Origin of the sequence: Pseudonocardia yunnanensis (assembly GCF_039534065.1) — a bacterium.
Classification (GTDB): Bacteria; Actinomycetota; Actinomycetes; order Mycobacteriales; family Pseudonocardiaceae; genus Pseudonocardia; species Pseudonocardia yunnanensis.
On the sequence record NZ_BAAAUS010000043.1, the window covers coordinates 96,713 to 122,997 of the forward strand.

A 26,285-nucleotide genomic window follows, 5' to 3' on the forward strand; every position below is an offset into this window, starting at 1 on the left:
CGGCTCAGCGCGGCCAGGTAGAGGTTTTCCAGGCGCCAGGCCCGGGGTGCAGTGGCACGCGCAACCGGGCCGCAGGCTCCGACCAACGGTCGCGAACCGCGGCCGGGGCCGTCATCACCGCCGGGGCGGCGGCCGCTGCGAGCACCACGGTGAGCGCGGCCACCTCCTCGTCGGTCGGCTCGCCCCGCACGACCCGGAACGCAGCCCGGCGCTCTTCGGGAGTCCGCTCGCCGGGCTCCGTCGCCGGGTTCTCGGGGGTCACAGCGGGATGTTCCCGTGCTTGCGGGCCGGCACGGCCTCCCGCTTGGTGGCAAGCAGGCGCAGTGCGCGCCCGACGTAGCCGCGGGTGTGCGACGGGGGGATGACGCCGTCGATGTAGCCGCGGTCGGCCGCGATGTAGGGGTTGGCGAGGGTGTCCTCGTACTCCTGCTGCAGTTCGGCGCGGCGTGCCGCGAGCTCGTCGCCCTCGAGACCGGCCAGCTCCTTGCGATACAGGATGCTCACGGCGCCGGCTGCGCCTGTCACGGCGATCTGCGCGGTGGGCCAGGCCACGTTGACGTCGGCGCCCAGGTGCTTCGACCCCATCACGTCGTACGCGCCGCCGTAGGCCTTGCGGGTGATCACCGTGACCTTGGGGACGGTGGCCTCGGCGTAGGCGTAGATCAGCTTCGCGCCGCGGCGGATGATCCCGTTCCACTCCTGCTCGGTGCCGGGCAGGAAGCCGGGCACGTCCACGAACGTGAGCACCGGGATGTTGAACGCGTCGCAGGTGCGGACGAACCGGGCCGCCTTCTCGGAGGCGTCGATGTCGAGGCAGCCGGCGAACTGCGTGGGCTGGTTGGCGACGACGCCCACCGACTTGCCCTCGACCCGGCCGAAGCCCACCACGATGTTGGGCGCGAACAGCTCGTGCACCTCGAGGAACTCACCCTCGTCGAGCACCCGGTTGATCACCTCGCGGATGTCGTACGGCATGTTCGGCGAGTCCGGGACGATGCTGTCGAGCTCGAGGTCGGTGTCGGTGAGCCCGTCGGCGAGCGCGCCTGCCGTGGGTTCGGGGGCAGGGTAGGCAGGCGCCTCGGAGAGGTTGTTCGACGGCAGGAAGGAGAGCAGCTCCTTCACGTAGGAGAGCGCGTCGGCCTCGTCGTCGGCGAGGTAGTGGGCCACGCCGGACTTCGTGTTGTGGGTACGGCCGCCGCCGAGCTCCTCGAAGTCCACCTGCTCGCCGGTGACCGTCTTGATGATGTCCGGGCCGGTGATGAACATGTGGCTGGTGCCGTCGACCATCACGGTGAAGTCGGTGATCGCAGGCGAGTACACGGCGCCGCCCGCGCAGGGGCCCATCACCAGCGAGATCTGCGGCACCACGCCGGAGGTGCGCACGTTGCGCACGAAGATCTCGCCGTAGAGCCCGAGCGCGACCACGCCCTCCTGGATCCGGGCTCCACCGCCGTCGTTGATCCCGATGACGGGGCAGCCGATCTTGGTGGCGAGGTCCATCACCTTGACGATCTTCTCGCCGTACACCTCGCCGAGCGCCCCGCCGAACACCGTGGCGTCCTGGCTGAACACGGCGACGGGACGACCGTCGATCGTGCCGGTGCCGGTCACCACGCCGTCGCCGAACGGGCGCTTCTCCTGCATCCCGAAGTTGGTGGAGCGGTGGCGCGTGAGGGCGTCGAGCTCGACGAAGGAGCCGGGGTCGAGGAGCTGGTCGATCCGTTCCCTGGCCGTCTGGCGGCCCTTCGCGTGCTGGCGCTCCACGGCGGCGTCGCTGCCCGCGTGGACCGCACCGTCGATGCGCTGGTAGAGGTCGGCGAGCTTGCCGGCCGTGGTGTGGATGTCGGGCTCGTCGGCTGCGGCGCCGGACGCGTCCGCGATCGGCTCCATGGCTGCGCTCATCGTCGTCCCTCGCTCATGGCCGCGCAGCTTAATGCGGCTGTAACCGCACGGCCGGGGCGGAAGATGTCGTCTTCGCTACTTCGCGACCGTTCGAGCGGGTGCGTCCGCCGCCCAGCAGGGTCCGTCCGCCGCGAGGTTCGCGCTGCAGGCCACGCCGGGGGCGCACCGCCGGTAGCGTCCGACGCCATGGAACGGACCGCTCAGCCGCTGGACGCGGATGTGCTGCGCACGTCGCTCGTCGGGCTCTGGGCTCAGGTCGACGTGGTCGAGCGCACCGGCTCCACCAACGCCGACCTGCTGGCCGCCGCCGCGGCCGGTGCTCCGGACCGCTCGGTGCTCGTCGCGGAACACCAGGAGGCCGGCCGTGGCCGGCTCGCCCGCACATGGGTGGCGCCACCCGGCTCCGGCATCGCCGTCAGCATCCTGCTGCGGCCCACGGGCGTGCCGCCGTCCCGGTTCAGCTGGCTGCCACTGCTGGCGGGGCTCGCCGCCCTCGATGCCGTCCGCGAGCTCACCAGCGCCCCCGCCGGCCTCAAGTGGCCCAACGACCTGCTGCTCGGCGCGGAGCCCCGCAAGGTGGCCGGCATCCTGGCGGAGGTGGGCGACCACGCTCGTCCCGCCGTGGTCCTCGGCATCGGGCTGAACGTCGTCTCCTCACCCCCGGACCAGCCCGGCGCCACCTCGCTGGCCGCCGAGGGCGGCCCCACCGATCGCACGGCCGTGCTCGTGGCGTTGCTCACTCAGCTCTCCCGCCGTGAGGCCGAATGGCGTGACGCCCGTGGCGATCCGGACGCCACCCGGCTGCGTGCCGACTACCGCGCAGGCTGCTCGAGCCTGGGGTCCGAGGTGCGGGTTGAGCTGCCCGGCGGTGCGGTGCTCACCGGCATCGCCGAGGACGTCGACCGCGACGGACGGCTGCTGCTCCTCGACCGGGCGGGCCACCGGCGGGCCGTCGCGGCGGGCGACGTTGTTCATCTGCGAAAGGCCGACTGAGCAGTACCGTGTGTTCGTGGCCTACCCGGACGAGCTGCTCGTCGAGGGCGAGCGGGTCGTGATGCACAAGCACCCGCATTGGAAGATGCTCGTCGTCCCCGTTCTCGTGTTGTTACTGGTGGTGGCGATCGGGTCGTACCTCGCCGCACTGGCAGGCCGGCAGACGTGGGGCCACTGGGCCTGGCTGGCGCTCGCGGTGGTCGGGCTCGGGCTCGTCATCCGGTTCACGGTGGTGCCCGTCGTGCGCTGGCGCACCACGCACTTCGTGGTGACCACCCGCCGCGTGTTGGTGCGCGAAGGACTGTTCACCCGTCGCGGGATCGACATTCCGTTGAAGCGGATCAACAGCGTGCAGTTCCGCCACACGATCTTCGAGCGGATCGTCGGCTCCGGCACGCTGATCATCGAGTCGGCGTCCGACGAGCCGCTGGAGTTCGACGACGTTCCGGGCGTCGAGAAGGTGCACATGCTGCTCTACGACGAGCTGTCCGACATCTCTCAGGCCTGAGAGCGCGCTGAACCCTCCTGGCCCCCCGGCTTGCACGGATCGGCAAGACCTCTGCAGGAATCGGCACGTCCCCGTTCCGCCGCCCGCACAGACTGGTGGCAAGGAGCGAGGAGGGGGCGCGATGCGCGAGGAGATCGAGTTCGATGCCGAAGGCGTGACGCTGCGGGGGTGGTTCTACCCGCCGGAGAACGGTTCGGCGTCCGCACCCTGCGTGGTGATGGCCCACGGGTGGGGCGGCACCACTCGGCAGTTCATCGACGATTTCGCGGAAGTCTTCGCCGGGGCGGGGCTGGCCGTGCTGCTCTACGACCACCGCGGGTGGGGCCGCTCCGACGTGGCACCCGGGAAGCCCCGCAACGAGGCGGACCCGTGGGAGCAGATCCGCGACTACCAGCACGCGATCAGCCACGCGCAGAACCGGCCGGAGGTGAACGGCGCGCCCATCGGGGTGTGGGGATCGAGCTTTTCGGCCGGACATGCCTACGTGGTGGCCGCCATTGATCGGCGGGTGAAGGCGGTGGTCGGCCAGATGCCGTTCATCAGCGGCTCCCGCCAGTTCCAGGCGCTGGTCGGTCTCAACATCGCGGCAACCCAGGAGGCCTTCGCGGCGGACCGCCGGGCGCGGGCCCGAGGGGAGGCGCCCGCCGTGATCCCGCTCGTGGCCGAGGACCCCTCGGCGCAGGCGGGTCTCCCGCTCCCCTCGGCCTACGAGTATTTCTACGGGCCCGGCGGCGCGGCGGAACGCGATCCGGAGTGGACGAACGAGATCACCCTGCGCAGCGTCGAGCACCTGTCCGGCTACGAGCCGGGGTGGTACCTCCCGCGGATCTCCCCGACCCCCGTCCTGATGGTGGTCGCCCCGCACGACGGCCTCACCCTCGGCGAGTGGGCTTTCGAGGCCTACGAGACGGCGCTACAGCCAAAGAAGCTCGTGACCGTGCCCGGCAACCACTTCGCCGCCTATCGCGGCACGGGCGCGGAGATCGCGAGCACGGCCGCCCGCGACTGGTTCGTCGAGCATCTCCTGTCGTCCTGAATCAGCCGCTGCGCGCCCGGAGCACGTCGTTGACCTCACCCACCAGGCACGGGGAAGCTTGCGCGGATGAACGGTGGACGGGCCCGTGAGCTTCCGATGGTGATCCGTGATCCCGCGCTTCCCGACGAGGTCACGATCTACGAGGTCGGTGCGCGCGACGGGCTGCAGAACGAGGCGGCTGTGGTGCCCGTCGAGGTGAAGGCCGAGTTCCTGCAGCGGCTGGCCCGTGCGGGCCTCAAGGTGGTGGAGGCCACCAGCTTCGTACATCCGCGCTGGGTGCCGCAGCTCGCCGACGCCGCCGACCTGCTGCGCACGATGGTGCGCGTCGACGGCGTCGACTACCCGGTGCTCGTGCCCAACGAGCGCGGGCTCGACCGCGCACTGGCGGCCGGCGTGCGCCACATCGCGATCTTCGCCAGCGCCACCGAGACGTTCGCGAAGCGCAACCTCAACCGCACGCTCGACGAACAGTTCGCGATGTTCGCCCCGGTCGTCGAGCGGGCGCGGAGGGAAGGGCTGCGGGTGCGCGGCTACGTGTCGATGTGCTTCGGCGACCCGTGGGAAGGTGCGGTCGCTCCGGCGCAGGTGGCCGCGGTGGGACGCAGGCTCGTGGAGATGGGCTGCCACCAGCTGTCGCTGGGCGACACGATCGGCACGGGCACCCCTGCGCACGTCGATGCCGTGCTCGACGCGTGCGCGGCGGACGGGGTGCGGATCCGGCAGATCGCGGTGCACTTCCACGACACCTACGGCCAGGCGCTGGCCAACACGCTGACCGCGCTGCGCCGCGGCGTCACGACCGTCGACGCGAGCGCAGGTGGCCTCGGCGGCTGCCCCTACGCCGAGTCGGCCACCGGCAACCTGGCCACCGAGGATCTCGTCTGGATGCTCGACGGAATGGGCATCCGGCATGGGGTGGACCTCGACGCGCTCGTCGCCACGAGCACCTGGATGGCGACCCAGCTCGGCCGTCCGTCGCCGTCGAACGTAGTGCGGGCGCTCTCACACGGCTGACCCGACAGGGGGGTGCCATCGGTGACAGCCATGCCTACGGTCGGTATGACGGTCCGACGATTGGAGTGCTCCGTGACCCGACTGCGTTTCGGCATCTTCCTGGCACCGTTCCATCCCGCGGGCGAGAACCCGACCAGCGCGCTACAGCGTGACCTGCGGCTCGTCGAGCACCTCGACCACCTCGGCTACGACGAGGCATGGATCGGCGAGCACCACTCGGCCGGTTCGGAGATCATCGCCTCACCGGAGATCTTCATCGCCGCCGCCGCCGAGCGCACCGCACACATCAAGCTCGGCACCGGCGTGACGTCGCTGAGCTACCACAACCCGCTGTGGGTGGCCGAGCGGATGGTGCTGCTCGACCACCTGACCCGCGGCCGCACGATGCTCGGCGTCGGCCCGGGCTCGCTGCCCACCGACTCCGCGATGATCGGCCTGAACCCCACCGACACGCGCGAGCTGCTCGAGGAGAACCTCGACATCGTCATGCGGCTGCTGCGCGGCGACGAACCGGTGAACGCGACCACCCGCACGCACACGCTGATCGACGCCCGCCTGCACCTGCGCCCGTACTCCGATCCGCTGTTCGACGTCGCGGTCGCCGCTGTTGCCTCGCCCACCGGACCCCGGCTGGCCGGTCGGCACGGCCTCGGGCTGCTCTCCATCGGCGCCACGCTGACCAAGGAGGGTTTCGACGCTCTGGCCCACCACTGGAAAGTGATGGAGGAGCGGGCGGCCACGTTCGGCATGGAGGTCGACCGGAGCAAGTGGCGTCTGGTCGGGGTCATGCACGTCGCGGAGACCCGCGAGCAGGCCTACAAGGACGTCGAGCACGGCATCGAGCAGTGGTTCGAGTACTTCCAGAAGGTGGCGGCGTTCCCGCAGATGGCGGTGGAGGGCAACCGCGTCCGGGAGATGATCGACTTCATCAACGAGGCCGGGATCGGCGCTATCGGCACGCCGGACGACGCCGCGGCCCAGGTGCAGAAGCTCGTGGACCAGTCGGGTGGTTTCGGGGCGATGCTGATGTTGGCCCACGAGTGGGCCAACCCGGAGGCGACCCGGCGGTCCTACGAGCTCATCGCCCAGCACGTGATGCCGAGGTTCCAGGGCCAGGCCCAGCCCACACTGGACGCCCGGCGTCGCGCGGGCGAGGTGCGCGAGGGCCTTGCAGAACAGCAGAACATCGCCGTCGCGCACATGACGGAGAAGTACCAGAAGGAGCTCGCCGACCGCGGATGACGCACGCGGCGATCGGTCAGGGCTCGCCCTGGGCCGCGTCGACGGTGTCACGCGCGGCGAACATCCCGGTCAACGTGCTGGTGTAGACCAGCTCGTCGCCGCGATGCAGGAGCGCCCGCAGCCGCACCAGCCCCACGCCGGGGCGGCTGCGGGAGCGCCGTGCCCCCAGCACCTCCACGGACGCGCGTAGCTCGTCGCCCGCGAAGACCGGCGCAGGCCACCGGATCTCCTCGCCGCCGGGTGACCCGACGGACGCGGCCCGGACGAGCAGACCGTCGACATAGGCGCGCATCCAGAGCGCCGCGGTGAACCAGCCGGACGCCGCGAGGCCGCCGAAGATCGACGCGGCCCCCGCCTCCTCGTCGACGTGGAAGGGCTGCGGATCGAACCGACGGGCGAACGCCAGCATCTCGTCCCGATCCACGACCGTCGTGCCCAGCTCGAAGTACCGGCCCGGCGTCAAGTCCTCATAGGCCAGTTCGGTCACGGGGCGAGCTTCTCTCGTCCGATGATCGCCAGCGCGGCGTCGTGCACGGCGCCGTTCGACGTGATCCCGTCCCCGCCGGACGGTGTCGCGACCCCGCCGAGGTCGGTGAGCGCCCCGCCCGCCTCGACGAGGATCGGCATCAGCGCGGCCAGGTCCCATGTGTTCGCGAGGACGTCCACGGCGACGTCGATCACGCCCTCGGCGACGAGGCAGTGCTGCCAGAAGTCACCGAATGCGCGGCTCTCCCAGCACGCGTCGACGAGGCGCAGGTAGTGCTCGCGGCGTCCCAACTCCGCGAACGTCCGGATGTCCGTTGTGGAGACGTACGCGTCGGCCAGGTCGGTCACGCCGGAGACGGCGATGCGCCGCGGCTGCCCGCCCGGTGCGTCCGTGGTCCACGCTCCCTCTCCGCGGGCCGCCCACCACCGCCTGCCCAGCGCGGGAGCGCTGGCGACCCCGACGACCGGCTCGCCATCCACGGCGAGTGCGATCAGGCTGGCCCATACGGGCATGCCGCGCGAGAAGTTCTTCGTGCCGTCGATCGGATCCAGCACCCAGCCGCGGCCGGACGGCGGCACGTCACCCCCGCGTTCCTCCCCGAGCACCGCGTCGCCGGGCCGTTCCGCGGAGATGGTTCGGCGGATCGCGTCCTCTGCGGCGGTGTCGGCGTCGGTGACCGGTGTGCGGTCGGGCTTGCGCGTCACGCGCAGGTCTGCGGCACGGAACCGGTCGAGGGTGATCGCGTCGGCGGTGTCGGCGAGTTGCAGGGCGAGGTCGAGATCGCTGTCCACGCCCGAGAGCCTGCCTCACGCGCTCATGACACCGTCGATCTGCTCCCGAAGGTTTAGCACTACCGGGCTAGTCACCCCAAGAACATTTATGCCATTTTCGACGAAATGGGGGTTTTTGGGACCGTGGTGCCATCGGTGGCAGAGACGTGGCAGTGACATTGTCAGACCGTGCGTCAGTTTGCAGCCTAGACTGTATGTCGTGACCACCGTCCTGTTGGCCGAGGACGACGCCGCCATTGCCGAACCCTTGTCGCGCGCACTGCAGCGCGAGGGGTACGACGTGGACGTCGCCGTCGACGGCGTTGCCGCGCTCGACCGGGTGCGGCTCGGGCAGGTCGACCTGCTCGTCCTCGATCTGGGTTTACCTGGAATGGACGGGTTGGAGGTGTGCCGCCGCGTGCGGTTGGATGCACCTGACCTGCCTGTTCTCATGCTCACCGCGCGCACCGACGAAGTCGACTTCGTCGTCGGTCTCGATGCCGGCGCCGACGACTACGTCGGCAAGCCGTTCCGGCTCGCCGAGCTTCTCGCCAGGGTGCGAGCGCTACTGAGGCGGCTCACTCCGGAATCGGTGGAGGTGGGCGGCGTACGCATGGAGCTGTCCGGTCGCCGGGTGCTGGTCGACGGCGCCGAGGTGGGGCTCGCGAACAAGGAGTTCGAGCTGCTGCGGGTGCTGTTGCTGCGTGCCGGTCAGGTCGTCACCCGCGAGGAGATTCTTCGCGAGGTGTGGAACGACCCGGAGATGAAGACGTCCAAGACGCTCGACATGCACATGTCGTGGTTGCGCCGCAAGATCGGCGGTGAGCGCCGTATCGCAACTGTGCGCGGCGTCGGTTTCCGGTTCAACCACGACTGATCGGCTCGTTCGGTGCGCCGTCGCATCCTGCAGTCGACACTGCTCGTCGTCGCTATCACGGCACTCGTGCTCGGCGGACCGCTGACGATCACCACGTGGCGGCTCGTCGAGGACTTCACCCGTGGTGAGCTCACGTCCAGCCTCGAACGGGTGGCCGGACGGCTGGACGCAACGATGTCCGGAGCCAACGGGGACCTCTCCGGCATCGACATGCGGGCGCTCGAACTCGCGATTCCGGCGGGTGGCCGGCTCGTGCTGCAGCAGGCAGGCCAGCCGCCCCGCGTGATCGGGCCCGACCCGGGGGCGAACCCGGTGACGGAGACGATCCCCTTCGGACCCGGCGGGTCGATCACGCTCGAGGAGCCGCATCTCGTCCTACGGGCCGAGCAGGTTCAGGTCACGCTGGTCGTCGCGCTGCTGGTGGTGCTGTCGGTAGCCACGGGGGCCGTGGTGGCCACAGTCACCGCCCGGCGGCTGGCGGAGCCGTTGCGCGGCGTCGCCGAACGGGCGGCCCGGCTCGGCGCCGGTGACTTCCGCTCCGCTCCTGAGCGGCACGGCATCCCGGAGCTCGACGCGGTGTCCGACGTCCTCGACACCTCGGCCACGGCGCTGTCCGAGCTGGTGCAGCGAGAACGCGCACTGGTCGGTGACGTGTCGCACCAGCTGCGCAGCCGGCTCACCGCGCTGCAGCTGCGACTCGACGAGCTCGCCTCCCACCCCGACCCCAGCGCCCGCCGGGAGGCCCTCGCGGCCCTCGAGCAGGCCGAGCGGCTCTCCGGAGTGCTCGACGAGCTGCTGGAGGCCGCCCGTGCGGCCCGTGCGGCGGGAGCGCAGCTGCAGGACCTGCGGGAGGGCCTCAGCACCGTGGCCGACGAGTGGCGCCCCGCGCTGCGCGCCGCCGGGCGCTCGCTCAAGTTGCGGGTGCCTGCCGGGCTCCTGGCCAGGGTGACGCCTGCGCGGATCCGGGAGGCGGTCGGCGCGCTCGTCGAGAACGCCATCCAGCACGGCGCCGGCACCGTCACGCTGAGCGCCCGGGCGGCCGAGAACAGCCTGCTCATCGAGGTCAGCGACGCGGGTGCCGGTGTACCGGAGGAGCTGGTGCCCCACGTGTTCGACCGGGGCGTCTCGGTGGGGTCCTCCACGGGGCTGGGGCTCGCGCTCGCCCGTGCCCTCGTCGAGGCCGACGGCGGCCGACTCGAGCTGTCCCGGGCCCGCCCGCCGATGTTCACGATCTTCCTGCCGGTGGCGCGGGCCGACGACGTGGTCGGCGCTCCGCGCCCGGTGACCACCCCGCGCTGACCGCTCCGGCGGGGCCCTCAGGCGCTCAGGCGGCGGGCACCTTGCGGCGTGCGTTCTCGTCGGGGAAGACGTAGCGGCGGAAGGCCCACCAGCGGAACGCCATTCCTGCGAGTACGCCGATGATCTGGCCGCTCACGAAATCGGCGATCTCCTGGGTGACCAGGCTCACGCCGGGCACCTTGAGATCGAGTATGTAGCGGGATATCGCCAGTGGGGCCGTGTAAACGAGGACACCGACACCGCTGATGATGAAGAAGAGCGCGGCCTCGTGATGGCGATCCCGGCCGCCACGCGTGCGAAATGACCACTCGCGGTTCAGGACGTACGACACGATCGTCGCCACCAGCACCGAGATGACCTTGGCCGTGAGTGGCTTGTCGGTGAGCACGGTGCTCTTGAGGAACAGGAAGATTGCTGTATCGATAACCCAGGTGCTGCCGCCGACCACCGCGAACTTCACGAGTTCGCGATGCTTCACAGCGGCGTCACGGTAGGGCTGCGGAATAGCGGCCAGCACCGACTCGACCAATGGCACCTGCTCGATCGTGCCAGACGCCGGTACTCGCGCGCCCGCAGGTAGGCTTTCCGCATCGTGGACTCACCCGACTTTCACCCCCTTCCCGTCGTCGGCATGATCGGCGCCGGCCAACTGGCCCGCATGACACACCAGTCAGCGATCGCCCTGGGTCAGTCGCTCCGTGTGCTCGCGGTGCGCCCTGACGACCCCGCCGCTGTGGTGTGTGCCGACGTGCGTGCCGGGGCTGCCACCGATCTGGCGGCCCTGCGCGAGTTCGCGCACGGGTGCGCAGCGGTCACCTTCGACCACGAGCAGGTACCGCAGGAGAACCTGCGCGCGCTCGTCGATGCGGGGGTCACCGTCCACCCGCACCCGGACGCGCTCCTGCACGCACAGGACAAGCTGGTGATGCGGCGCAGGCTCGAGGCGCTCGCCACCGTGCCGAGGTTCGCGGAGATCCGCGAGGCAGACGACGTCGAGCGGTTCGGCGCCGAGCACGGGTGGCCCGTGGTGCTGAAGGCCGTACGCGGCGGCTACGACGGGCGCGGCGTCTGGATGCTCGACGGTCCGGCGCCTGCGCAGGTGGGCGAGCTGCTGGCCGCAGGCACGCCCCTGATGGCCGAGGAGGCCGTGCCGATGCGCCGCGAGCTGGCCGCGCTGGTCGCGCGCTCGCCCTACGGGCAGGCGGCGGCGTGGCCGGTGGTGGAGACGGTGCAGGAGGACGGCCAGTGCGTGCAGGTGCTGGCCCCGGCGCCGGGCCTGGCCGAGGACGTCGCCGTGGAGGCCCAGGAGCTCGCCCTGCGCATCGCGTCCGAGCTGGGCGTCACGGGCCTGCTGGCCGTCGAGCTGTTCGAGCGCACCGACGGCGTCCTGGTCGTCAACGAGCTGGCGATGCGGCCCCACAACTCGGGGCACTGGACGATCGAGGGCTCACGCACGTCTCAGTTCGAGCAGCACCTTCGTGCGGTGCTCGACTACCCGCTCGGGGCCACCGCACCCACCGCCCCTGCGGTGGTGATGGCCAACGTGCTGGGTGCCGTGACGTTGCCCGCCATGACCGTGGACGAGCGGCTGCACCACCTCTTCGCGCGGTTCCCGGACGTCAAGGTGCACCTGTACGGCAAGGCGGAGCGACCGGCACGCAAGGTCGGGCACGTCACGGCGCTGGGCACCGACATGGCGGAGGTGCGCCGCCGGGCCGGGCTCGCCGCGGCCTGGCTGTCCACGGCGGAGTGGCCCGACGGGTGGTCGCCGCACACCGGCGGCGCGATCGAACGAGAGGTGCAGCGTGTCTGAGCCGTTGGTCGGCGTGATCATGGGCAGCGACTCGGACTGGCCGGTGATGGAGGCCGCGGCTCTCGCTCTCGCCGAGTTCGAGGTGCCCTACGAGGTGGGCGTGTACTCGGCCCACCGCACCCCCCAGCGCATGCTCGACTACGCCACGGCCGCGGCCGGCCGCGGACTCCGGGTGGTGATCGCCGGGGCAGGCGGTGCTGCGCACCTGCCCGGGATGGTCGCGGCGGCCACGCCCCTGCCGGTGATCGGCGTGCCCGTGCCGCTCGCCCGGCTCGACGGACTGGACTCCCTGCTCTCGATCGTGCAGATGCCCGCCGGTGTTCCGGTGGCCACCGTGGCGGTCGGCGGCGCGCGCAACGCCGGCCTGCTGGCCGTGCGGATCCTGGCGGCAGGCGACCCCGCGCTACTGGCCCGGATGGAGCGCTTCCAGGCCGAGCTGGCGGAGTCGGTGCTCGCGAAGGACACGGCGCTGCGCGCCTCCGTAGGGCATGGCTGACGCCACTCGAAATTCCGTGGCGCGCTGTTGCTCTTCGCCCGTACTGTGGCAGTACACGTGAGAGGAGGTGGTCCAGCGTTGATTAGCTACAGGACTCGTGAGGTGGCTGTCCGCTAGCACCACAGGACACGTTCTCCGACGGCCAAGTGGAAGCCGGTGTGGTGCCGGCAAATTCCAGGCAGTCACCCGTGATCCCCGGGCCCGAGCTCGTCCAGCTCGGCTTGCGCACCCCCCTGGTGCGGCCCGGGGATCACGCATGTCCGGACCCCTTCGCGCTCCGCCACCGGCCCGGCTGCGCGGTCGGGTCATTCGGTCGGTGGTGCGGTCCGCTCCAGGCGGACCACCGCCTGCTCCAGGCGCTGGGTCACGGCGTGCAGGCCGTCTGACGGCTCTCCGGGAAGCATCTCGGCCACCTGCCGGAACCGCTGGAGGGAGGCCTCCATCCCGTCCTCCGGCGCCCCGGCGGCGAGCCAGGCCCGTAGCGCCAGGTTGTGTGCCGCCACCACGGCCGCCCCGATCACCGCCGCGCGCAGGTCGCCGTCCGGGTCGCCGTCGAAGCGCAGGCGCAGGTAGCGCGTGAACATGCGGCGGTAGTGGTCGACGCTCGCCGACTCCCGGTCGCGCAGTGCCGGGACGTCGTGGGTGAGCCGGTAACGCTCCACCGACAGCTTCGGATCATCGGCGTAGATGTCGAACACGGTCTCGCCGGCGCGCAGCGCGAGCGAGGTGGCGGGTTCGGTGGGGTGGGCCGTCTCGAAGATCTCGGCCACCCGGGCGAGCGCCGTCTCGTGGTCGGGAGAGACGGCGTCCTCCTTGCTCCGGAAGTAGCGGAAGAACGTGCGCCGCCCGACTCCGGCTGCCGCGGCGATGTCGTCGACGGTCGTGTCCTCGTAGCCGCGCTCCCGGAACAGCTCGACGGCGGCCGCCACGAGTTCACGGCGGATCTCGGCGCGCCCCTCGGGCGAGCGGCCCCGTCGGGTGGCGACAGTCATGGCACGCAGGGTAGCAATCGGGTTGATTGGTGGCACGCAGTGCCATTAAGATATCGCCCATGGACCCCCAGTTCGACACGTATCGGCTCAGCGATGAGCATGAGGCGCTCCGCGACGCCGTACGCGCGCTGGCGGAGAAGGAGATCGCCCCGTACGCCGCCGAGGTGGACGAGCAGGGCCGCTACCCGGTGGAAGCGCGCGCCGCGCTGGTCAAGGCCGGGTTCCATGCCGTCACGATCCCCGAGGAGTACGGCGGCCAAGGCGCCGACGAGCTCGCGGGCTGCATCGTGATCGAGGAGGTGGCGCGCGTCTGCGCGTCGTCGTCGCTGGTACCGGCCGTCAACGGGCTCGGGCTCACCCCGATCCTGCTCTCGGCGTCCGACGAGCTGAAGAAGCAGGTTCTCCCGTCGATCGCCGCCGGTGAGGCGATGATCAGCTACGCCCTCTCGGAGCGGGAGGCAGGCTCCGACGCCGCGTCGATGAAGACACGTGCACGCCGCGACGGCGACTCCTGGGTGCTGAACGGCACCAAGGCCTGGATCACCAACGCGGGAGAGTCCACCTGGTACACGGTGATGGCGTCGACCGACCCGGGGCGCGGGGCCAACGGCATCTCGGCCTTCGTGGTGCACCGGGACGACCCGGGCTTCGATGTGGGGCCCAAGGAGCGCAAGCTCGGCATCAGCGGCTCGCCCACCCGGGAGATCTACTTCACCGACTGCCGGATCCCGGCCGATCGCATCATCGGCGCGGAGGGCACCGGCTTCAAGACGGCGCTGCGGACGCTGGACCACACCCGCCCCACGATCGGCGCGCAGGCCGTCGGTATCGCGCAGGGGGCGCTGGACGTCGCCATCGGGTACGTCAAGGAGCGCAAGCAGTTCGGCAGGCACCTCGCCGAGTTCCAGGGCCTCCAGTTCATGGTCGCCGACATGGCGATGAAGGTGGAGGCGGCTCGCCAGCTCGTCTACGTGGCGTCCTCCCGCGCGGAGCGGGGCGAGGCGAACCTCGGCTTCATCTCGAGCGCGGCCAAGTGCCTGGCGTCCGACACCGCGATGAGCGTCACCACCGACGCCGTCCAACTGCTCGGCGGGGCCGGGTACACGAAGGACTTTCCCGTGGAACGCATGATGCGCGACGCGAAGATCACCCAGATCTACGAGGGCACCAACCAGATCCAGCGCCTGGTGATGGCCCGAGCGCTGCTCAGGGACTAGACCACCGAACTCGTCGCCCGATCTCCGCGGGCGCCTCCACCGCGATGAGTTCCGGCCGGGTCGCGGGTCTGTTCTGGTGACCGTCGACGTACGACGCTCCCCGGCACGAGACACCACGGAGGACACCATGGCGACCACACCGGACGACCTGACCACCGCGCTGCCCGGCCGCCCGCCCGTCGTCGACCTGGCCACTTGGCAGGCCGCCCGTGACGAGCTGCTGGTCCGCGAGAAGGCCTACACCCGCGAGGGCGACGCCCTCGCCGCGGCCCGCCGCCGACTGCCGATGGTGGAGTTCGACGGGACGGTCGAGGTCGTCGGACCCGACGGCCCGGTCCCGTTCGTGGACCTGTTCCAGGGCCGCGACGAGCTCGTGGTCTACAAGCACATGTGGCACGACGGCGCGCCGCACCAGGGGCAGTGCGAGGGCTGCACCACCACGGCCTGGCACCTGAAGGACGCTGCCTATCTCAACGCCCGCGGCGTCTCGTTCGCCATCCTGACCACGGGCTCGTGGAACGAGGTGGCTTCCTACGTCGAGTTCATGGGCTACACCCAGCCCTGGTACTCGGTGCGCGGTGTGGAGGCGCCGGTCGGCGAAGACATGGGGCACATCACCTGCTTCCTGCGCGACGGCGACCGCGCGTTCCTCACCTACTCCACGACGGGCCGTGGCAACGAGCGGGTCAACGGGTCCCTCGGCCTGCTCGACATGACGCCCTACGGCCGCGGCGAGGCATGGGAGGACAACCCCGAGGGCCGGCCCGAGGGGCGCCACTCGTGCTGGAGCTGGCGCTCGGACGCGGACGGGAACCCCACCTGGGGCCCGACCAGCCGCCCCGTGCCGCAGTGGACCCGCCCCGGCGCGACCCCCGTGGAGACCCTGGGCCGCAACGGCCACCACCACTGACGCGCCTCCGAGTGACAACGCTGTGAGGCAGCTCGGAGCTGCTGGACGCGGATGGATCCCCGGCTTGCGCTAACGGTGGGAGCGCGGCAGGCAACACGATCAACTGGGTATTACAGCTGGATCATCGATGTCGGCCCCGCAGTGCGCTTCGGGGCGGTGACTCGCCGGTCTCGCCACCGCGCGGCGACCCGTGGATGGGTCGACGCGAGAACCACCGCCGACAGCGCCACGAGAATCGCGGTTTCGATCAGCTGGAACGCCCGGTATCGGTGGTCCGGTTGGGTACGCACCTCATCGCCGGTCACGCCCGCGTCGTGCAGGCAGCGCAGGTACTCGTCGGCCTGGCCGCAGCCGGTGGTGTGGCGCTGGACGCCCTGGTCGTCGACCCAGTGGCGCTCGATCTGCCAGGTGCCTGCGACGTCGGTGAGCCCGCCGTCCGGGCGGGTGGGATCGATCGACTGTCGCACGATCTCGGCGGGCAGGTAGTCCGGCCGGGCGATCGTCGCGAGCACGAACATCAGCACGCCGTAGCCGACGACCGCGACGATGACCGCGGTCAGTCGACCGCCGGCGACGAGCCCGGTGCCGGCCGCGAGGGTGAACGCCAGCAGCGCGTACGCGCCCGGGACGATCCCCGAGATCTCGAAGATCGGAGTCTCCAGCGGGCTGAACGAATAGGTGATCAGATCGAACGGGGCGTACGCCCACCCGGCCACGACGCCGAGCAGCACGGGGAGCACCGCGACGGGAACGCCGGTCACCAGCAGGTTGGTCGCCCACCACCGGGTGGGGGTGACGCCCTGGGTCAGGGCGAGGACGTAGGTCCTTTCGTCGATCTCGCGGTGGAACAACCCCACCCCGGCGAGCAGCCCGACCACAAGGGTAGTGCCAGCAGTGCGAAGTGGCCCAGACCCCAGAACATGCCGTAGCCCGACGGCTGGTCCACGCCGAGCGCGGCCGCCGCGTCGCGCCGGCACGCTTCGGACAGCACGTCGAAGCACGTCGCGTCGACACCGTGGGCGCGCATGTGGGCGAGGAAGGCCATCCGGCCGGCGACGAGCACAACGGCGACCACGGCCACCAGCCCGGCGACCGTCAGGAGGGCGGCGCGCTGGCGGCGCCAGACGAGCCAGATCATGCGGCACTCTCCGGTTCCCGCAGGTAGGCAAGGACGAGATCGTCGAGGGTCGGCCGCTCGGCACGGAACGCGGGTGGAGCCTCGGTGCCGCAAACGAGCGCGGTGGTCTGCCGCCCCACCGTGGAAGCGTGGACGACTGTCGCGTCTGCGAGGTCGTCTCGGTTGGAGGTCGGTCCGGCCAGGTGTCGGTGCCCGGCGAGAAGGTCGTCGATGGCACCGGAGAGGCGCACCCGGCCGTTGCGCAGGAGCACCAGATGGTCGCAGGAGTCTTCGAGGTCGGAGAGCACGTGCGAGGACATCAGCACGGTCATCCCGGTCTCGGTGGCCTCGGCGAGCACGGAGCCCATCACCTGCCGGCGGGCCAGCGGGTCCAGCTCGGAGAGCGGCTCGTCCAGGAGCAGTAGCTCGGGCCGGCGGCCGAGCGCGACTGCGAGTGCGACGCGAGCCCGCTGTCCGGGGGAGAGCTCGCGGACGCGTTCCTCCGGGCCGATGCCTGCTTCGTCGATCAGGCGCGCGGCGTACCCGGCGTCCCACCGGGCGCGGGAGTTGAGGGCTGCCGCCGCCCGCAGTACCTCGGCGACCCGGAACGTTCGGTACAGCGGCTTGTCCTGCGCCAGGAAGCTGGCCCCGGCCGGCATGCCGGTGCGTGCGGGGTCGGCGCCGAGGACGTCGATCGTGCCGGAGGTCGGGCGAAGCAGGCCGGTGGCGAGCATGAACAGTGTCGTCTTGCCTGCGCCGTTCGGGCCGACCAGCGCCGACACGCGCCCGCGGGGCAGCTCGAGCGAGCAGTCGCGAAGTGCCCACCGACTGCGGAAACGCCTGCTCAAGCCGTCAAGCCGCAGGGCGACGCCCTCCGCCTCAGCCATTCGTCCTCTCCCTTCGGAAGTGCCGATCACGCACGTCCGCGACCAGCGCGTCGATGTCCTCGCGGTCGAGGCCGGCCGCGATGGCCCGCTCCATCCACTCCTCGAGGTCCCCCCGCAGCTGCTCGTGTGCTCCGGGCCTGGCGAGCGACCGCAGCACGAACGTGCCCGCGCCAGGGCGGGGTTCGACGAGCCCGTCACGTTCGAGCTCGCGGTAGGCCTTGAGGACGGTGTTCGGGTTCACCGCGGTCTGCGCCACGACGGCCTTGGCCGTCGGCAGCCGGTCGCCGGGCTGGAGCGTGCCGAGTCGCAGTGCCTGCTTCACCTGCGTGACGATCTGCAGGTACGTCGGTACTCCCGACCGCCGTTCGATCCGGAACTCCACGCGATGCACCCTCAAATCACTAAGTAAGTAGTGGAATGATGGAGATCGTCGGGTATCGAGTCAATCCCAGATGCAGCAGCGAGCGGAGCAGCAGCTCTTCACGGCCGGCTATGCCAGGCGCACCGTTGTGCGCTCCGCCGCCGCCCTGCGTTCCATCGCGTCCGCCGCCGGGTTCCTGACCTGAACCAGGGACGCTCCGGCCGCCAGCACGGCGAGCAGGCCGTTGCCCAGGCCGTCGGTGGTCGACCACTCCAGTGTGGACAGCACGCGGTCGGAGCCCGTGAGGCCGAGCGCTGCGGCTCGGGCGCGGGCGTCGGCGAGCACCTCCGCCACGGTGGCACCGGCCAGGGCGGGGGTGTCGTCGGGGATCGGTTCCCACGAGACGAACTCGTCGCCGTGCAGCCGCACCTCGGTCGCGAAGTCGATCACGCCCGACGGGAGCCCGGGAACACCCTTGCCGAACGCGTCCAGCGAAAGCGCCAGCACGCCGCCCGACGGGGCCGCGGCCAGCGCGAGATCGAGGCGGTCGGCGTCGCACAGCACCCACTCCGCCTCGGTGGGCGCGTCGACGATCTCGGCACCGCAGGACCAGGCCCCCAGCAGCACGGCGGCCGTCTGCCAGTGCGCGGGGAGCAGCAGGGCCACCCGGGCGCCCGGCTCGACGTCGCACTCGTCATGGAGGAGGTTGGCCGTCTTCGCGGTCCAGTTGGCGGTGGTGGTGCCGGACAGCTCGATGCGCTCGCCCGTCGCGTCGTCGTAGAAGGTGATCAGCGGCCGGGCGGCGGCCGCACCTGAGCGCAGGGGGTCCAGCAGGGCTGCGGTGAGCGTCACGGGCACACCGTAGGTCAGTCGACGCAGGGCACGCCCGCTGCCGTGATCGGCGCGGCGGCACCCGAAGGAGCGGCGACCGGGCGGGCCTGGGCGTCGTCGGCCGCGGCGGGGAGCGTGGCCGGGTTGAAGTCGGCTCCGAGCAACACGACCAGGTGGCCGGGCGTCACACCGCCCTCGCTCTGCACCGGGATACCGCCCAGCTGGTCGGCCACGGCCTGGGCCGCCTGACGGTCGGAGCCGGTGTAGCGGACAACGGAGGTGGGCGTCGGGCCGGTGTTGTCCACAGTGCCCGAGACGAAGTCGAGCTCGCGCATGCGGCGGGCGACCGCGGCGGCCATCCCGGTCAGGTTCGAGCCGTTCTGCACGTCGACGACGTAGCGCGACGCGATCACGTCGATCCGGGCCGGTGGCAGGGGAGGCGCCTTCTGCTCCTCCTCGGCCGCGCGTTGTTGCTCCTCGATGCGCTGGTCGACGAACGTCGTCACCTGTGCTGGATTCACCAGCACGACGTCGCCACGCGAGTTCGACTCGGTACCGGTGGTGGGGATGGTGAGGAACTCGAGGTTCCCCGCTGCGATGTCGGACGCCTGTTGGGCGAAGCTGAGGAGGTCCCAGCCGGAGTCGATGACCAGGGCCTGCTGAGCGGCGCTGATCAACGATCTGAGCTTGCCCGGGTTGGTCAGCGTGCCGCTGGAGAGGATCTTGTCGGCGACCGCGGCGAGGAACACCTGCTGGCGGCGGATCCGCGACATGTCGCCTTCCGGCAGCCCGTGCCGTTGCCGGACGAACGCGAGCGCGGCCGCACCGGAGATCGTCTGCGGCCCGGCCTTGAAGTGGGCTCCGGAGAGCGGGTCGTTCACGGGCGCCTTGAGACAGACGTCGACGCCGCCGATCGCCTCGGTGAGGTTGTAGAAGCCGAGCAGGTTGATCTCCGCGTAGTGGTCGACGTGCAGGCCGGTGAGATCCTCGACCGTCTGGATCAGCGTGCTGCGGCCCTTCTGGGACGACTCGGCGTCCACCTGCTTGGGGTCCTTGACCCCCTGTGCCACCAACTGCTGGGCCGCCAGTGCCTTCGTCGCCGGGTAGGCGGCGTTGATCTTGTCGCGCTGGTAGCCGGGGATGTTGACGTAGCTGTCGCGGGGAATGGAGAACGCCACCGCGGCGCCCCCGTCCTTCGGCACGTGCAGCAGGATGATCGTGTCGGAGTTGAGCACGCCGGAGTCGGGACCGCTGCTCAGAAGGCGCTGCAACGAAGGCGGTAGCGGGTTGCCCTGGGCGTCGGTGCGGCTGTCCACGCCGACCAGCAGGATGTTGTCCGAATCGTCGTCGTCGCCGCCGGCGATCACGTTCGTGGTGGTGATCCCGGCCGTGATGTCGCGGTAGAGGCCCCACGCGGTGCCGGTGAGCACCATGACCAGCACCGACGCCACGACGAGAACCAACTGGAGCCGCTGTTTCACCGTGCGCCGCGGCTTCGGGTCACGCGTGGCCACCGGCGGGCGCGTGCGTGTGGGGCGCGCGGTCCCCGTAGCCGTCGCATCCGATCGGCCGGTGGGGCGGGCGCCGGAACCCCGCGGGGCACCCCGCGTCCTTGCGGTCCCGGACGCCCCCGGCTCGGACGTCGCCCGGCGGCCGGACGCGTACCGCGCCGAGCGGTCCTGGCGCTGTTCGTCCTGGCGGCGGACGGGGCGATGCGGATTGCGGCGCGGACGGTCGTCGGAATTGCCCCGTCCTTGCACCTGTGCACCTCCGAACGCCGCCGCTGTCGGATCTCCTAGGGTGCAGCACGACGTGCGCTCGTCCGCTTCGGGCGGTGCGCGTGTCGCGGGTGAGCGTTATCGCGTCCACAGTTGTCACGAAGAGTGGCCCCGGGTGGCAGCCCGGGAGAAGAGGGGGCCCTCGTTGCCCGAACAGCTGTCGTTGTTGCTTCCCGTATGGGCCGGTGACCAGCCCGACTTCCTCACCGAGGCGTTTCGCTCCTCAGTGGACGACCAGACCCGCCGGCCGGACGAGGTCGTGATCGTTCGTGACGGCCCCGTGCCCGCCGCGCTCGAGGAGCGGATCGCGAAGCTCGCCGTGACGAGTCCGGTGCCCGTGGAGGTGGTGGCGTTGGAGCGCAATGTCGGCCTCGGCCCCGCGCTCGACGCCGGCCTCGCGGCCTGCCGGTACGCGGTCGTCGCCCGGATGGACGCCGACGACATCTCCCTTCCGCACCGGTTCGCCGTGCAGATGCCGATCATCGAGGGCGGCGCGGACATCGTCGGCTCGGGTCTGCTGGAGTTCGGTGAGCACCCCGACGACGTCGTCGGCACCCGGACGCCTCCGACCGAGCCGAGGGACATCCGGACCCGCGCGCGGTTCGCCGTGCCGTTCAACCACCCCACCGTGGTCTACCGGCGTGCGCTGGTGCGGTCCGTCGGCGGTTACACCGACTTTCCGCTGATGGAGGACTATCTGCTCTGGGCGAAGATGATCGTCGCCGGAGCGCAGGTGGCCAACCTCGAGGAGCCCCTCGTGAAGTACCGCGTCGGGGCGGGCGCCTACGCAAGGCGGGGCGGGCTGCGGCAGCTGCGTGTCGAGGTGGCTCTTCAGTGGCGGTTCCGCTCGATGGGGTTCACGACGGGGGGCCAGTTCGCGCGCAACCTCCTCGTTCGCGGGGGCTACCGGCTCGTCCCGGAGCGGGTTCGCCGGATCGCCTATCGAAATGTGATCGCCACGTATCGAAGCTGATCGTCGCCGGGTCGAAGTGGGATGATCGATCATTCGATCGAGGGGAACCCGATGACCCAGTCATCCTCGCCACCGTCCGAACCCCTTTCCGCTGAAGGTTCCGCGCTGCTCGACGCGGGACGGCCGCTGGACGCCGTCGAGGTGCTGCGCCAGGGTGTGGCCGTCGGCGAGCCGTCCGCTCCCGACCTATTGGTCCGCGCCTACTTCGAGAGCGGCAGCTGGTATGCCGCCGCCGAGTGGCTGACCGCGGTGGTGGATCAGGGCGACGTGGCGTTCGCGGGCCGGCTCGGGGTGGCGCGGGCCGAGCTCGGTGATCGCGCAGGCGCCGAGAGCATGCTGCGGCTCGCCGTCGAGTCCGGCGAGGTCACCGCGGCCAACGATCTCGCGATCCTGCTCCGTGACGAGGGCAGGCCCGGCGAGGCGGTGCAGGTGCTCGTCCAGGCGGCCGAAGCGGGAGACGAGCTGGCATCGGCGAACCTCGTGCAGCTGCATCTCGAGGCGGAGGACCTGCCGGCGGCGCGAGAGGCAGCCGAGCGCTACGCCGACGAGAGCCGCCCGGACAGCCTCGTGGCCCTCGCCGACCTCCGGGCGCTGGAGGGCCGGGCCGACGACGCCGACGGGTGGTACCGCAAGGCCAGCGAGCTCGGGGCGATGCGCGCCCATATCGCGTACGGCCAGTTCCTCGCCGGGCTGGGCGATGCGGAGGGCGCGGAGCGCGAGCTGCGCGAGGCCGAGCAGCGCGAGGAGCCCGGCTGGGCCTACACGCTCGGGCGCTTCCTGCTGGACCAAGGCCGGTCGGACGAGGCGCGTGCCTACCTGCAGCTCGCGATCGACTCCGGTGACGCGGCGGCGCAGCAGGCGATGATCGAGCTCGACGGCGGCGACCAGGACGACTGAGGCGAACACCACCCGTTCCGGGCGTCGACCCAGCCGGTGGGGCGCGGCGGGCGCAGTGTCGGGCGCCACTAGGGTGCCGCCGTGGGCCGCGATCCGATCCGCGACGAGCCGAGCCGTGGGACGCCCGGCCGCTCCGGTTCGGGCGACCCGCAGCGGGAGTACGGCGACGGGCTGGCCGTGGTCACCGTCGCGCGCTCGACCTCTCCGGACGTGGACGCCGGGGTGCTCCGCGCGGCCACCACCCGCCCGCTGCGCATCGTCCTGACCGTCGTGGGGGGCGCGGCACCCGAGTCCTCCGACGACGCGGTCGAGGTGCTGCGGCTCGCCGAGGACATCGGCCGGCCTGCCGCGATCAACCGCGCCGTGGCCGGCCTGGACGCCGCGATCGGCTGGGTCGCGATCAGCGACCCGGAGGTGCGCTGGGAGCCCGGCGCGCTCGACTCGTTGCTCGTGGCCGCTGCCCGGTACCCGAGAGCGGCACTGCTCGGGCCGCGGCTCACCGACGCGACCGGCACCGTGGTGCCGTCGGCCGGCACGCTGCCCTCGGTCACGCAGGTGCTGCGCGACCGGATCCCGACCGGCGCGGGCTCAGGCAGGACGGGCTGGCTCTCCACGTCGTGCGTGCTGGTGCGCCGCGCCGCCTGGGACTCCGTGGACGGCTTCGACGCCCGCTACCTCGGCGCCCCCGGGCCCGTCGACATGGCCGACGTCGACCTCGGCGACCGGCTGGGCCGCGCCGGCTGGCTCCTGGTGCACGTGCCCGGCGTCGTGATCACGGCAGGCGCCGGGATCCGCGGCGGGCACGACATCCTGGCCTCCCACACCGACGGGCTGCACCGGTACGTGCACGAGCGCGGCCCGGCCCCGGCCCGGCTGCTGCTGGCGCTCACCGATCGGGTGGCGGCGCTCACTGGCCGGGGCACATACCGAAACATCGCGAGTCGAATTACCGAGAGCTGAAGACCGAGCTGTAACCGAGCTGTACGGAGCTGGAGGAGAGAACGCGTGCTGCAGGACGTCGAGGCCGTGGTGCTGGTCGGGGGCAAGGGAACACGGCTGCGGCCGCTAACACTCTCAGCCCCCAAGCCCATGCTGCCAACGGCGGGCGTGCCGTTCCTGGCGCACCTGCTGTCCCGGATCCGGGCCGCGGGTGTCGGGCGCGTCGTACTAGGCACCTCGTACCTCGCCGAGACGTTCTCCGAGCACTTCGGTGACGGGTCCGCCCTCGGCCTCGAGATCGAGTACGTCGTGGAGAGCCACCCGCTGGGCACCGGTGGCGGCATCCGCAACGTCGCCAAGTACCTCACCACCGACAACGTCCTCGTCTTCAACGGCGACGTGCTCTGCGGCACCGACCTGCGCGCCGTCGTCAACACCCACCGTCGCAACGACGCCGACGTGACCCTGCACCTGGTGCGCGTGCAGGACCCCCGCGCCTACGGCTGCGTCCCCACCGACGAGTCGGGCTCGGTGCTGGACTTCCTCGAGAAGACCGAGGACCCGCCCACCGACCAGATCAACGCGGGTTGCTACGTCTTCCGCCGCTCGGTGATCGAGTCGATCCCCGAGGGACGCGCGGTGTCGGTGGAGCGCGAGACGTTCCCCGAGCTGCTCTCGGCGGGGGCGCAGGTCTTCGGGCACGTCGACAACGCCTACTGGCGTGACATGGGCACCCCGGCCGACCTGATCCACGGCTCGGCCGACCTGGTGCGAGGGGTCGCGCCCTCCGCCGCGTTGCCGGGGCCGACCGGCGAATCGCTGGTGTTGGAGGGCGCCGAGGTCGATGACTCCGCGCTGGTTTTCGGCGGCACCACCGTCGGCCGGGGCGTCCGGATCGGGGCAGGTGCCCGCGTGGAAGGCGCCATGTTGTTCGATGGTGCCGTGGTGGGAGAAGGCGCTGTCGTCGAGCACGCCGTCATCGGCGCGGGTGCGCGGGTCGAGGAAGGCGCGCTGGTCAACGACACCGTCGTGGGGGACAGGGCGGTCGTCGGGGCCCACTGCGAGCTGCGCCGCGGCCTGCGGATCTGGCCGGACGTCGTGCTTCCACCCCATGGGTTGCGGTTCTCCCCGGATGTCTGAGCACCCCGGGCCCGCAGGGGCCCGGGAGTGGCGCCCGGCCTACCGCCTCGACCTCTCGGGTGTGCTCGCCCCGCTCCGGCGTGGGCGCGGCGACCCCACCTGGCACTCGGTCGGCGAGGGTTCGGCGATCTGGCGCACCTCGACCACCCCGGACGGACCGGCGACCACTCGTCTGCATCGCCGCTCCGACGGCACCGTGGTGTGCGAGGCGTGGGGACCGGGTGCGCAGTGGTCGCTGGATGGTCTGCCTGCGTTGCTGGGCGTGCACGACAGACCGGAGGAGTTCGTCGCGCACCACCCGCTCGTCGCCGACGCCGCTCGGCGGATGCCGGGCCTGCGGTTCGGCGCGTCGATGCGTGTGTGGGACGTGCTCGTGCCCGCGGTGCTGGAACAGAAGGTGACAGGTGTGGAGGCACGCCGGTCGTGGCGGGAGCTGTGCCGGCGCTTCGGCGACCCGGCTCCCGGCCCGGCCCCTGACGGGATGCGCGTGCCGCCGACTCCGGCGCAGATCCGGGAGATCCCGGACTGGGAGTGGCACCGCGCGGGCGTCGACTCGGCGCGGCGGCGCGCCATCCTCGCGAGCGCGACCGTCGCCCACCGCCTGGAAGCCGCGTGCGAGCTCGGCGGCGAGGCCGGTCGGGAGTTGCTGCGCAAGGTGCCGGGGATCGGGGTGTGGACGGCCGCCGAGGTGGCACAGCGCGCCTGGGGCGACGCGGACGCCGTGAGTGTCGGGGATTTCCATATTCCCACGCTCGTCGGTTGGGCCCTCGTCGGGCGCCCGATCGACGACGCGGCGATGCTCGGCGTGCTCGCGCCCTACGTGCCGCAGCGCCAGCGGGCCGTGCGGTTCGTGGAGGTCTCGGGCTTCCGGCGACCGCGCTTCGGGCCGCGGTTCTCGCCGAAGGACTACCGCGCGATCTGAGCTTGACCTCGAGTCCGCTTTAACTCCTATCGTCCGAATCATGACGATTCTCGTGACCGGCGCCACCGGAAATGCAGGCCGCCACGTCGTTGCGCACCTGCTGCGTGCGGGGCAGCACGTGCGCGCGCTGACCAGGCACCCGCAACACGCGATGCTCCCCGCCGGGGTCGAGGTGGTGGGCGGTGACCTGACCGACCCGGACACCCTCGGTCCTGCCTTCGACGGCGTGACGGCTGTGCACCTGCTGACGGTCGGCGGCGACGACTACGCGACGCTGCGGACCGGTCCGGAGATCGCCGAGATCGCGTTGAAGGCCGGCGTGCGACGCGCCGCGCTGCTCTGGAACGGCGAGGACGGGCCCGTCGAGAAGGCCGTCGAGGCGAGCGGCCTGGAATGGACGCGGCTGCAGCCCGTCGACTTCATGAGCAACGCACTCGGCTGGGCCACCTCGATCCGGGACGAGGACGTGGTGCGGGAACCGTTCGCGGCGGTGCCCCTGGCCGTGGTGCACGAGGCGGACGTCGGGGCGGTCGCGGCCACGGTGCTCGTTGATGACGGGCACGCCGGCCGGACGTACCGGATCACGGGTCCGCAGGCGCTCACCCCACCGCAGCGCGTGGCCGCCATCGCGAGGGCGATCGGTCGGCCGGTCGAGTTCGCCGAGCTGACCGAGGCGCAGGCCCGCGAGCGGTGGCGGGCGGCCGGCCACGCCGAGGAGCTGATCGAGATCCTGGCGGCCTGGCAGTCGAACCCACCGGCGTCGGCGCGCGCGGCGACCGACACGGTGGAGCGCATGACCGGCCGCCGCCCCCGGACGTTCGCGGACTGGGCTGCTGAGCACGCACCGGCATTCGGGCGATCGGTGTGAAGTCCTCCGGGCCGGA

29 protein-coding genes are annotated in these 26,285 nt (G+C 71.4%); 17 read left to right on the forward strand and 12 right to left on the reverse strand.

Features of this window, described 5'->3' with window-relative positions; translation table 11 throughout:
- Positions 1-4: 4 nt before the first annotated feature.
- Together ABD743_RS33895 and ABD743_RS33900 are read right to left on the reverse strand one after the other, a co-directional pair.
- Positions 5-262, reverse strand: coding sequence for an acyl-CoA carboxylase subunit epsilon (locus ABD743_RS33895; protein ID WP_344727112.1), 258 nt, complete (start codon positions 260-262; stop codon positions 5-7).
- The gene (locus ABD743_RS33900) at positions 259-1,902 is read right to left on the reverse strand and encodes an acyl-CoA carboxylase subunit beta (protein WP_344727113.1); all 1,644 of its coding nucleotides are present in this window, start codon (positions 1,900-1,902) and stop codon (positions 259-261) included. Before ABD743_RS33900 ends, ABD743_RS33895 begins: the two co-directional genes overlap by 4 nt.
- 186 nt (positions 1,903-2,088) lie before the next feature.
- Between ABD743_RS33900 and ABD743_RS33905 the strand changes: the two genes are divergently transcribed.
- From ABD743_RS33905 to ABD743_RS33925, 5 genes are all read left to right on the forward strand, one after another.
- Complete coding sequence (locus ABD743_RS33905; RefSeq protein ID WP_344727114.1) at positions 2,089-2,895, forward strand: biotin--[acetyl-CoA-carboxylase] ligase; 807 nt, start codon at positions 2,089-2,091, stop codon at positions 2,893-2,895.
- Positions 2,896-2,911: 16 nt separating this feature from the next.
- Positions 2,912-3,403 carry a PH domain-containing protein gene (locus tag ABD743_RS33910; RefSeq protein WP_344727115.1) on the forward strand — a complete coding sequence of 164 codons (492 nt, stop codon included), beginning with the start codon at positions 2,912-2,914 and terminating at the stop codon, positions 3,401-3,403.
- A gap of 121 nt (positions 3,404-3,524) precedes the next feature.
- Positions 3,525-4,439 (forward strand): alpha/beta hydrolase, encoded by a 915-nt coding sequence (locus ABD743_RS33915; protein ID WP_344727116.1) that lies wholly within the window; start codon positions 3,525-3,527, stop codon positions 4,437-4,439.
- 66 nt (positions 4,440-4,505) lie between these two features.
- The gene (locus tag ABD743_RS33920; protein WP_344727117.1) at positions 4,506-5,453 is read left to right on the forward strand and encodes a hydroxymethylglutaryl-CoA lyase; all 948 of its coding nucleotides are present in this window, start codon (positions 4,506-4,508) and stop codon (positions 5,451-5,453) included.
- 72 nt (positions 5,454-5,525) lie between these two features.
- Positions 5,526-6,695, forward strand: coding sequence for an LLM class flavin-dependent oxidoreductase (locus tag ABD743_RS33925; protein ID WP_344727118.1), 1,170 nt, complete (start codon positions 5,526-5,528; stop codon positions 6,693-6,695).
- Positions 6,696-6,711: 16 nt separating this feature from the next.
- Here ABD743_RS33925 and ABD743_RS33930 read toward each other — a convergent pair whose 3' ends face one another.
- Positions 6,712-7,182 (reverse strand): MaoC family dehydratase, encoded by a 471-nt coding sequence (locus ABD743_RS33930; protein WP_344727119.1) that lies wholly within the window; start codon positions 7,180-7,182, stop codon positions 6,712-6,714.
- Positions 7,179-7,973, reverse strand: coding sequence for a histidinol-phosphatase (gene hisN, locus ABD743_RS33935; protein ID WP_344727120.1), 795 nt, complete (start codon positions 7,971-7,973; stop codon positions 7,179-7,181). The genes ABD743_RS33930 and hisN overlap by 4 nt, the downstream gene beginning before the upstream one ends.
- A 199-nt stretch (positions 7,974-8,172) precedes the next feature.
- Here hisN and ABD743_RS33940 point away from each other — a divergent pair, with 199 nt between their 5' ends.
- A complete protein-coding gene (locus ABD743_RS33940; RefSeq protein WP_241039700.1) occupies positions 8,173-8,829 on the forward strand; it encodes a response regulator transcription factor in 657 nt (218 codons plus the stop codon).
- A 12-nt stretch (positions 8,830-8,841) separates the two neighbouring features.
- Complete coding sequence (locus ABD743_RS33945) at positions 8,842-10,128, forward strand: ATP-binding protein (protein WP_241039699.1); 1,287 nt, start codon at positions 8,842-8,844, stop codon at positions 10,126-10,128.
- Between the two features lie 25 nt (positions 10,129-10,153).
- Here the strand turns inward: ABD743_RS33945 and ABD743_RS33950 are convergent, their stop codons facing one another.
- On the reverse strand, positions 10,154-10,663 hold the full coding sequence (locus ABD743_RS33950) for a GtrA family protein (protein ID WP_344727121.1): 510 nt from the start codon (positions 10,661-10,663) through the stop codon (positions 10,154-10,156).
- Between the two features lie 57 nt (positions 10,664-10,720).
- Here ABD743_RS33950 and ABD743_RS33955 point away from each other — a divergent pair, with 57 nt between their 5' ends.
- Both ABD743_RS33955 and purE read left to right on the forward strand, forming a co-directional pair.
- Positions 10,721-11,941 carry a 5-(carboxyamino)imidazole ribonucleotide synthase gene (locus ABD743_RS33955; protein ID WP_344727122.1) on the forward strand — a complete coding sequence of 407 codons (1,221 nt, stop codon included), beginning with the start codon at positions 10,721-10,723 and terminating at the stop codon, positions 11,939-11,941.
- The gene (purE, locus tag ABD743_RS33960) at positions 11,934-12,437 is read left to right on the forward strand and encodes a 5-(carboxyamino)imidazole ribonucleotide mutase (protein WP_344727123.1); all 504 of its coding nucleotides are present in this window, start codon (positions 11,934-11,936) and stop codon (positions 12,435-12,437) included. Before ABD743_RS33955 ends, purE begins: the two co-directional genes overlap by 8 nt.
- A 305-nt stretch (positions 12,438-12,742) precedes the next feature.
- On the opposite strand, the gene ABD743_RS33965 is transcribed toward purE, so the two are convergent.
- Positions 12,743-13,429 carry a TetR family transcriptional regulator gene (locus tag ABD743_RS33965; RefSeq protein ID WP_344727124.1) on the reverse strand — a complete coding sequence of 229 codons (687 nt, stop codon included), beginning with the start codon at positions 13,427-13,429 and terminating at the stop codon, positions 12,743-12,745.
- Between the two features lie 59 nt (positions 13,430-13,488).
- Between ABD743_RS33965 and ABD743_RS33970 the strand changes: the two genes are divergently transcribed.
- The gene (locus ABD743_RS33970) at positions 13,489-14,646 is read left to right on the forward strand and encodes an acyl-CoA dehydrogenase family protein (RefSeq protein ID WP_344727125.1); all 1,158 of its coding nucleotides are present in this window, start codon (positions 13,489-13,491) and stop codon (positions 14,644-14,646) included.
- Positions 14,647-14,773: 127 nt separating this feature from the next.
- Positions 14,774-15,556 (forward strand): DUF899 family protein, encoded by a 783-nt coding sequence (locus tag ABD743_RS33975; RefSeq protein ID WP_344727126.1) that lies wholly within the window; start codon positions 14,774-14,776, stop codon positions 15,554-15,556.
- A 110-nt stretch (positions 15,557-15,666) separates the two neighbouring features.
- On the opposite strand, the gene ABD743_RS33980 is transcribed toward ABD743_RS33975, so the two are convergent.
- From ABD743_RS33980 to ABD743_RS34005, 6 genes are all read right to left on the reverse strand, one after another.
- Positions 15,667-16,434, reverse strand: coding sequence for a hypothetical protein (locus tag ABD743_RS33980; protein ID WP_344727127.1), 768 nt, complete (start codon positions 16,432-16,434; stop codon positions 15,667-15,669).
- On the reverse strand, positions 16,362-16,694 hold the full coding sequence (locus tag ABD743_RS33985; protein WP_344727128.1) for a hypothetical protein: 333 nt from the start codon (positions 16,692-16,694) through the stop codon (positions 16,362-16,364). Before ABD743_RS33985 ends, ABD743_RS33980 begins: the two co-directional genes overlap by 73 nt.
- Complete coding sequence (locus tag ABD743_RS33990) at positions 16,691-17,560, reverse strand: ATP-binding cassette domain-containing protein (protein ID WP_344727129.1); 870 nt, start codon at positions 17,558-17,560, stop codon at positions 16,691-16,693. The genes ABD743_RS33985 and ABD743_RS33990 overlap by 4 nt, the downstream gene beginning before the upstream one ends.
- On the reverse strand, positions 17,553-17,942 hold the full coding sequence (locus tag ABD743_RS33995) for a GntR family transcriptional regulator (protein WP_344727130.1): 390 nt from the start codon (positions 17,940-17,942) through the stop codon (positions 17,553-17,555). The genes ABD743_RS33990 and ABD743_RS33995 overlap by 8 nt, the downstream gene beginning before the upstream one ends.
- A 108-nt stretch (positions 17,943-18,050) precedes the next feature.
- Positions 18,051-18,773, reverse strand: a complete 723-nt coding sequence (locus tag ABD743_RS34000) for a TIGR03089 family protein (protein ID WP_344727131.1) — start codon at positions 18,771-18,773, stop codon at positions 18,051-18,053.
- Positions 18,774-18,787: 14 nt separating this feature from the next.
- Positions 18,788-20,266: an LCP family protein gene (locus tag ABD743_RS34005; RefSeq protein ID WP_344727132.1), complete on the reverse strand. Its 1,479-nt coding sequence runs from the start codon at positions 20,264-20,266 to the stop codon at positions 18,788-18,790.
- Between the two features lie 409 nt (positions 20,267-20,675).
- On the opposite strand from ABD743_RS34005, the gene ABD743_RS34010 reads away from it, so the two are divergent.
- From ABD743_RS34010 to ABD743_RS34035, 6 genes are all read left to right on the forward strand, one after another.
- The gene (locus ABD743_RS34010; protein WP_344727133.1) at positions 20,676-21,503 is read left to right on the forward strand and encodes a glycosyltransferase; all 828 of its coding nucleotides are present in this window, start codon (positions 20,676-20,678) and stop codon (positions 21,501-21,503) included.
- 51 nt (positions 21,504-21,554) lie between these two features.
- The gene (locus ABD743_RS34015) at positions 21,555-22,400 is read left to right on the forward strand and encodes a tetratricopeptide repeat protein (protein WP_344727134.1); all 846 of its coding nucleotides are present in this window, start codon (positions 21,555-21,557) and stop codon (positions 22,398-22,400) included.
- Positions 22,401-22,481: 81 nt separating this feature from the next.
- Positions 22,482-23,360 carry a glycosyltransferase family protein gene (locus tag ABD743_RS34020; protein WP_344727136.1) on the forward strand — a complete coding sequence of 293 codons (879 nt, stop codon included), beginning with the start codon at positions 22,482-22,484 and terminating at the stop codon, positions 23,358-23,360.
- A gap of 48 nt (positions 23,361-23,408) precedes the next feature.
- Positions 23,409-24,479, forward strand: coding sequence for a mannose-1-phosphate guanylyltransferase (gene manB, locus ABD743_RS34025; protein ID WP_344727691.1), 1,071 nt, complete (start codon positions 23,409-23,411; stop codon positions 24,477-24,479).
- Positions 24,472-25,401: a DNA-3-methyladenine glycosylase family protein gene (locus ABD743_RS34030; protein ID WP_344727138.1), complete on the forward strand. Its 930-nt coding sequence runs from the start codon at positions 24,472-24,474 to the stop codon at positions 25,399-25,401. Before manB ends, ABD743_RS34030 begins: the two co-directional genes overlap by 8 nt.
- 40 nt (positions 25,402-25,441) lie before the next feature.
- Positions 25,442-26,269: an NmrA family NAD(P)-binding protein gene (locus ABD743_RS34035; protein ID WP_344727140.1), complete on the forward strand. Its 828-nt coding sequence runs from the start codon at positions 25,442-25,444 to the stop codon at positions 26,267-26,269.
- Positions 26,270-26,285 lie beyond the last annotated feature (16 nt).

Excerpts from the sequence above, each read along its gene's own strand:
- ABD743_RS33900 (WP_344727113.1), bottom strand. The coding sequence starts at position 1,902 with ATGAGCGCAGCCATGGAGCCGATCGCGGACGCGTCCGGCGCCGCAGCC.
- ABD743_RS33905 (WP_344727114.1), top strand. The coding sequence starts at position 2,089 with ATGGAACGGACCGCTCAGCCGCTGGACGCGGATGTGCTGCGCACGTCG.
- ABD743_RS33915 (WP_344727116.1), top strand. The coding sequence starts at position 3,525 with ATGCGCGAGGAGATCGAGTTCGATGCCGAAGGCGTGACGCTGCGGGGG.
- ABD743_RS33920 (WP_344727117.1), top strand. The coding sequence starts at position 4,506 with ATGAACGGTGGACGGGCCCGTGAGCTTCCGATGGTGATCCGTGATCCC.
- ABD743_RS33965 (WP_344727124.1), bottom strand. The coding sequence starts at position 13,429 with ATGACTGTCGCCACCCGACGGGGCCGCTCGCCCGAGGGGCGCGCCGAG.
- ABD743_RS33970 (WP_344727125.1), top strand. The coding sequence starts at position 13,489 with ATGGACCCCCAGTTCGACACGTATCGGCTCAGCGATGAGCATGAGGCG.
- ABD743_RS33975 (WP_344727126.1), top strand. The coding sequence starts at position 14,774 with ATGGCGACCACACCGGACGACCTGACCACCGCGCTGCCCGGCCGCCCG.
- ABD743_RS33985 (WP_344727128.1), bottom strand. The coding sequence starts at position 16,694 with ATGATCTGGCTCGTCTGGCGCCGCCAGCGCGCCGCCCTCCTGACGGTC.
- ABD743_RS33990 (WP_344727129.1), bottom strand. The coding sequence starts at position 17,560 with ATGGCTGAGGCGGAGGGCGTCGCCCTGCGGCTTGACGGCTTGAGCAGG.
- ABD743_RS34015 (WP_344727134.1), top strand. The coding sequence starts at position 21,555 with ATGACCCAGTCATCCTCGCCACCGTCCGAACCCCTTTCCGCTGAAGGT.
- ABD743_RS34030 (WP_344727138.1), top strand. The coding sequence starts at position 24,472 with ATGTCTGAGCACCCCGGGCCCGCAGGGGCCCGGGAGTGGCGCCCGGCC.
- ABD743_RS34035 (WP_344727140.1), top strand. The coding sequence starts at position 25,442 with ATGACGATTCTCGTGACCGGCGCCACCGGAAATGCAGGCCGCCACGTC.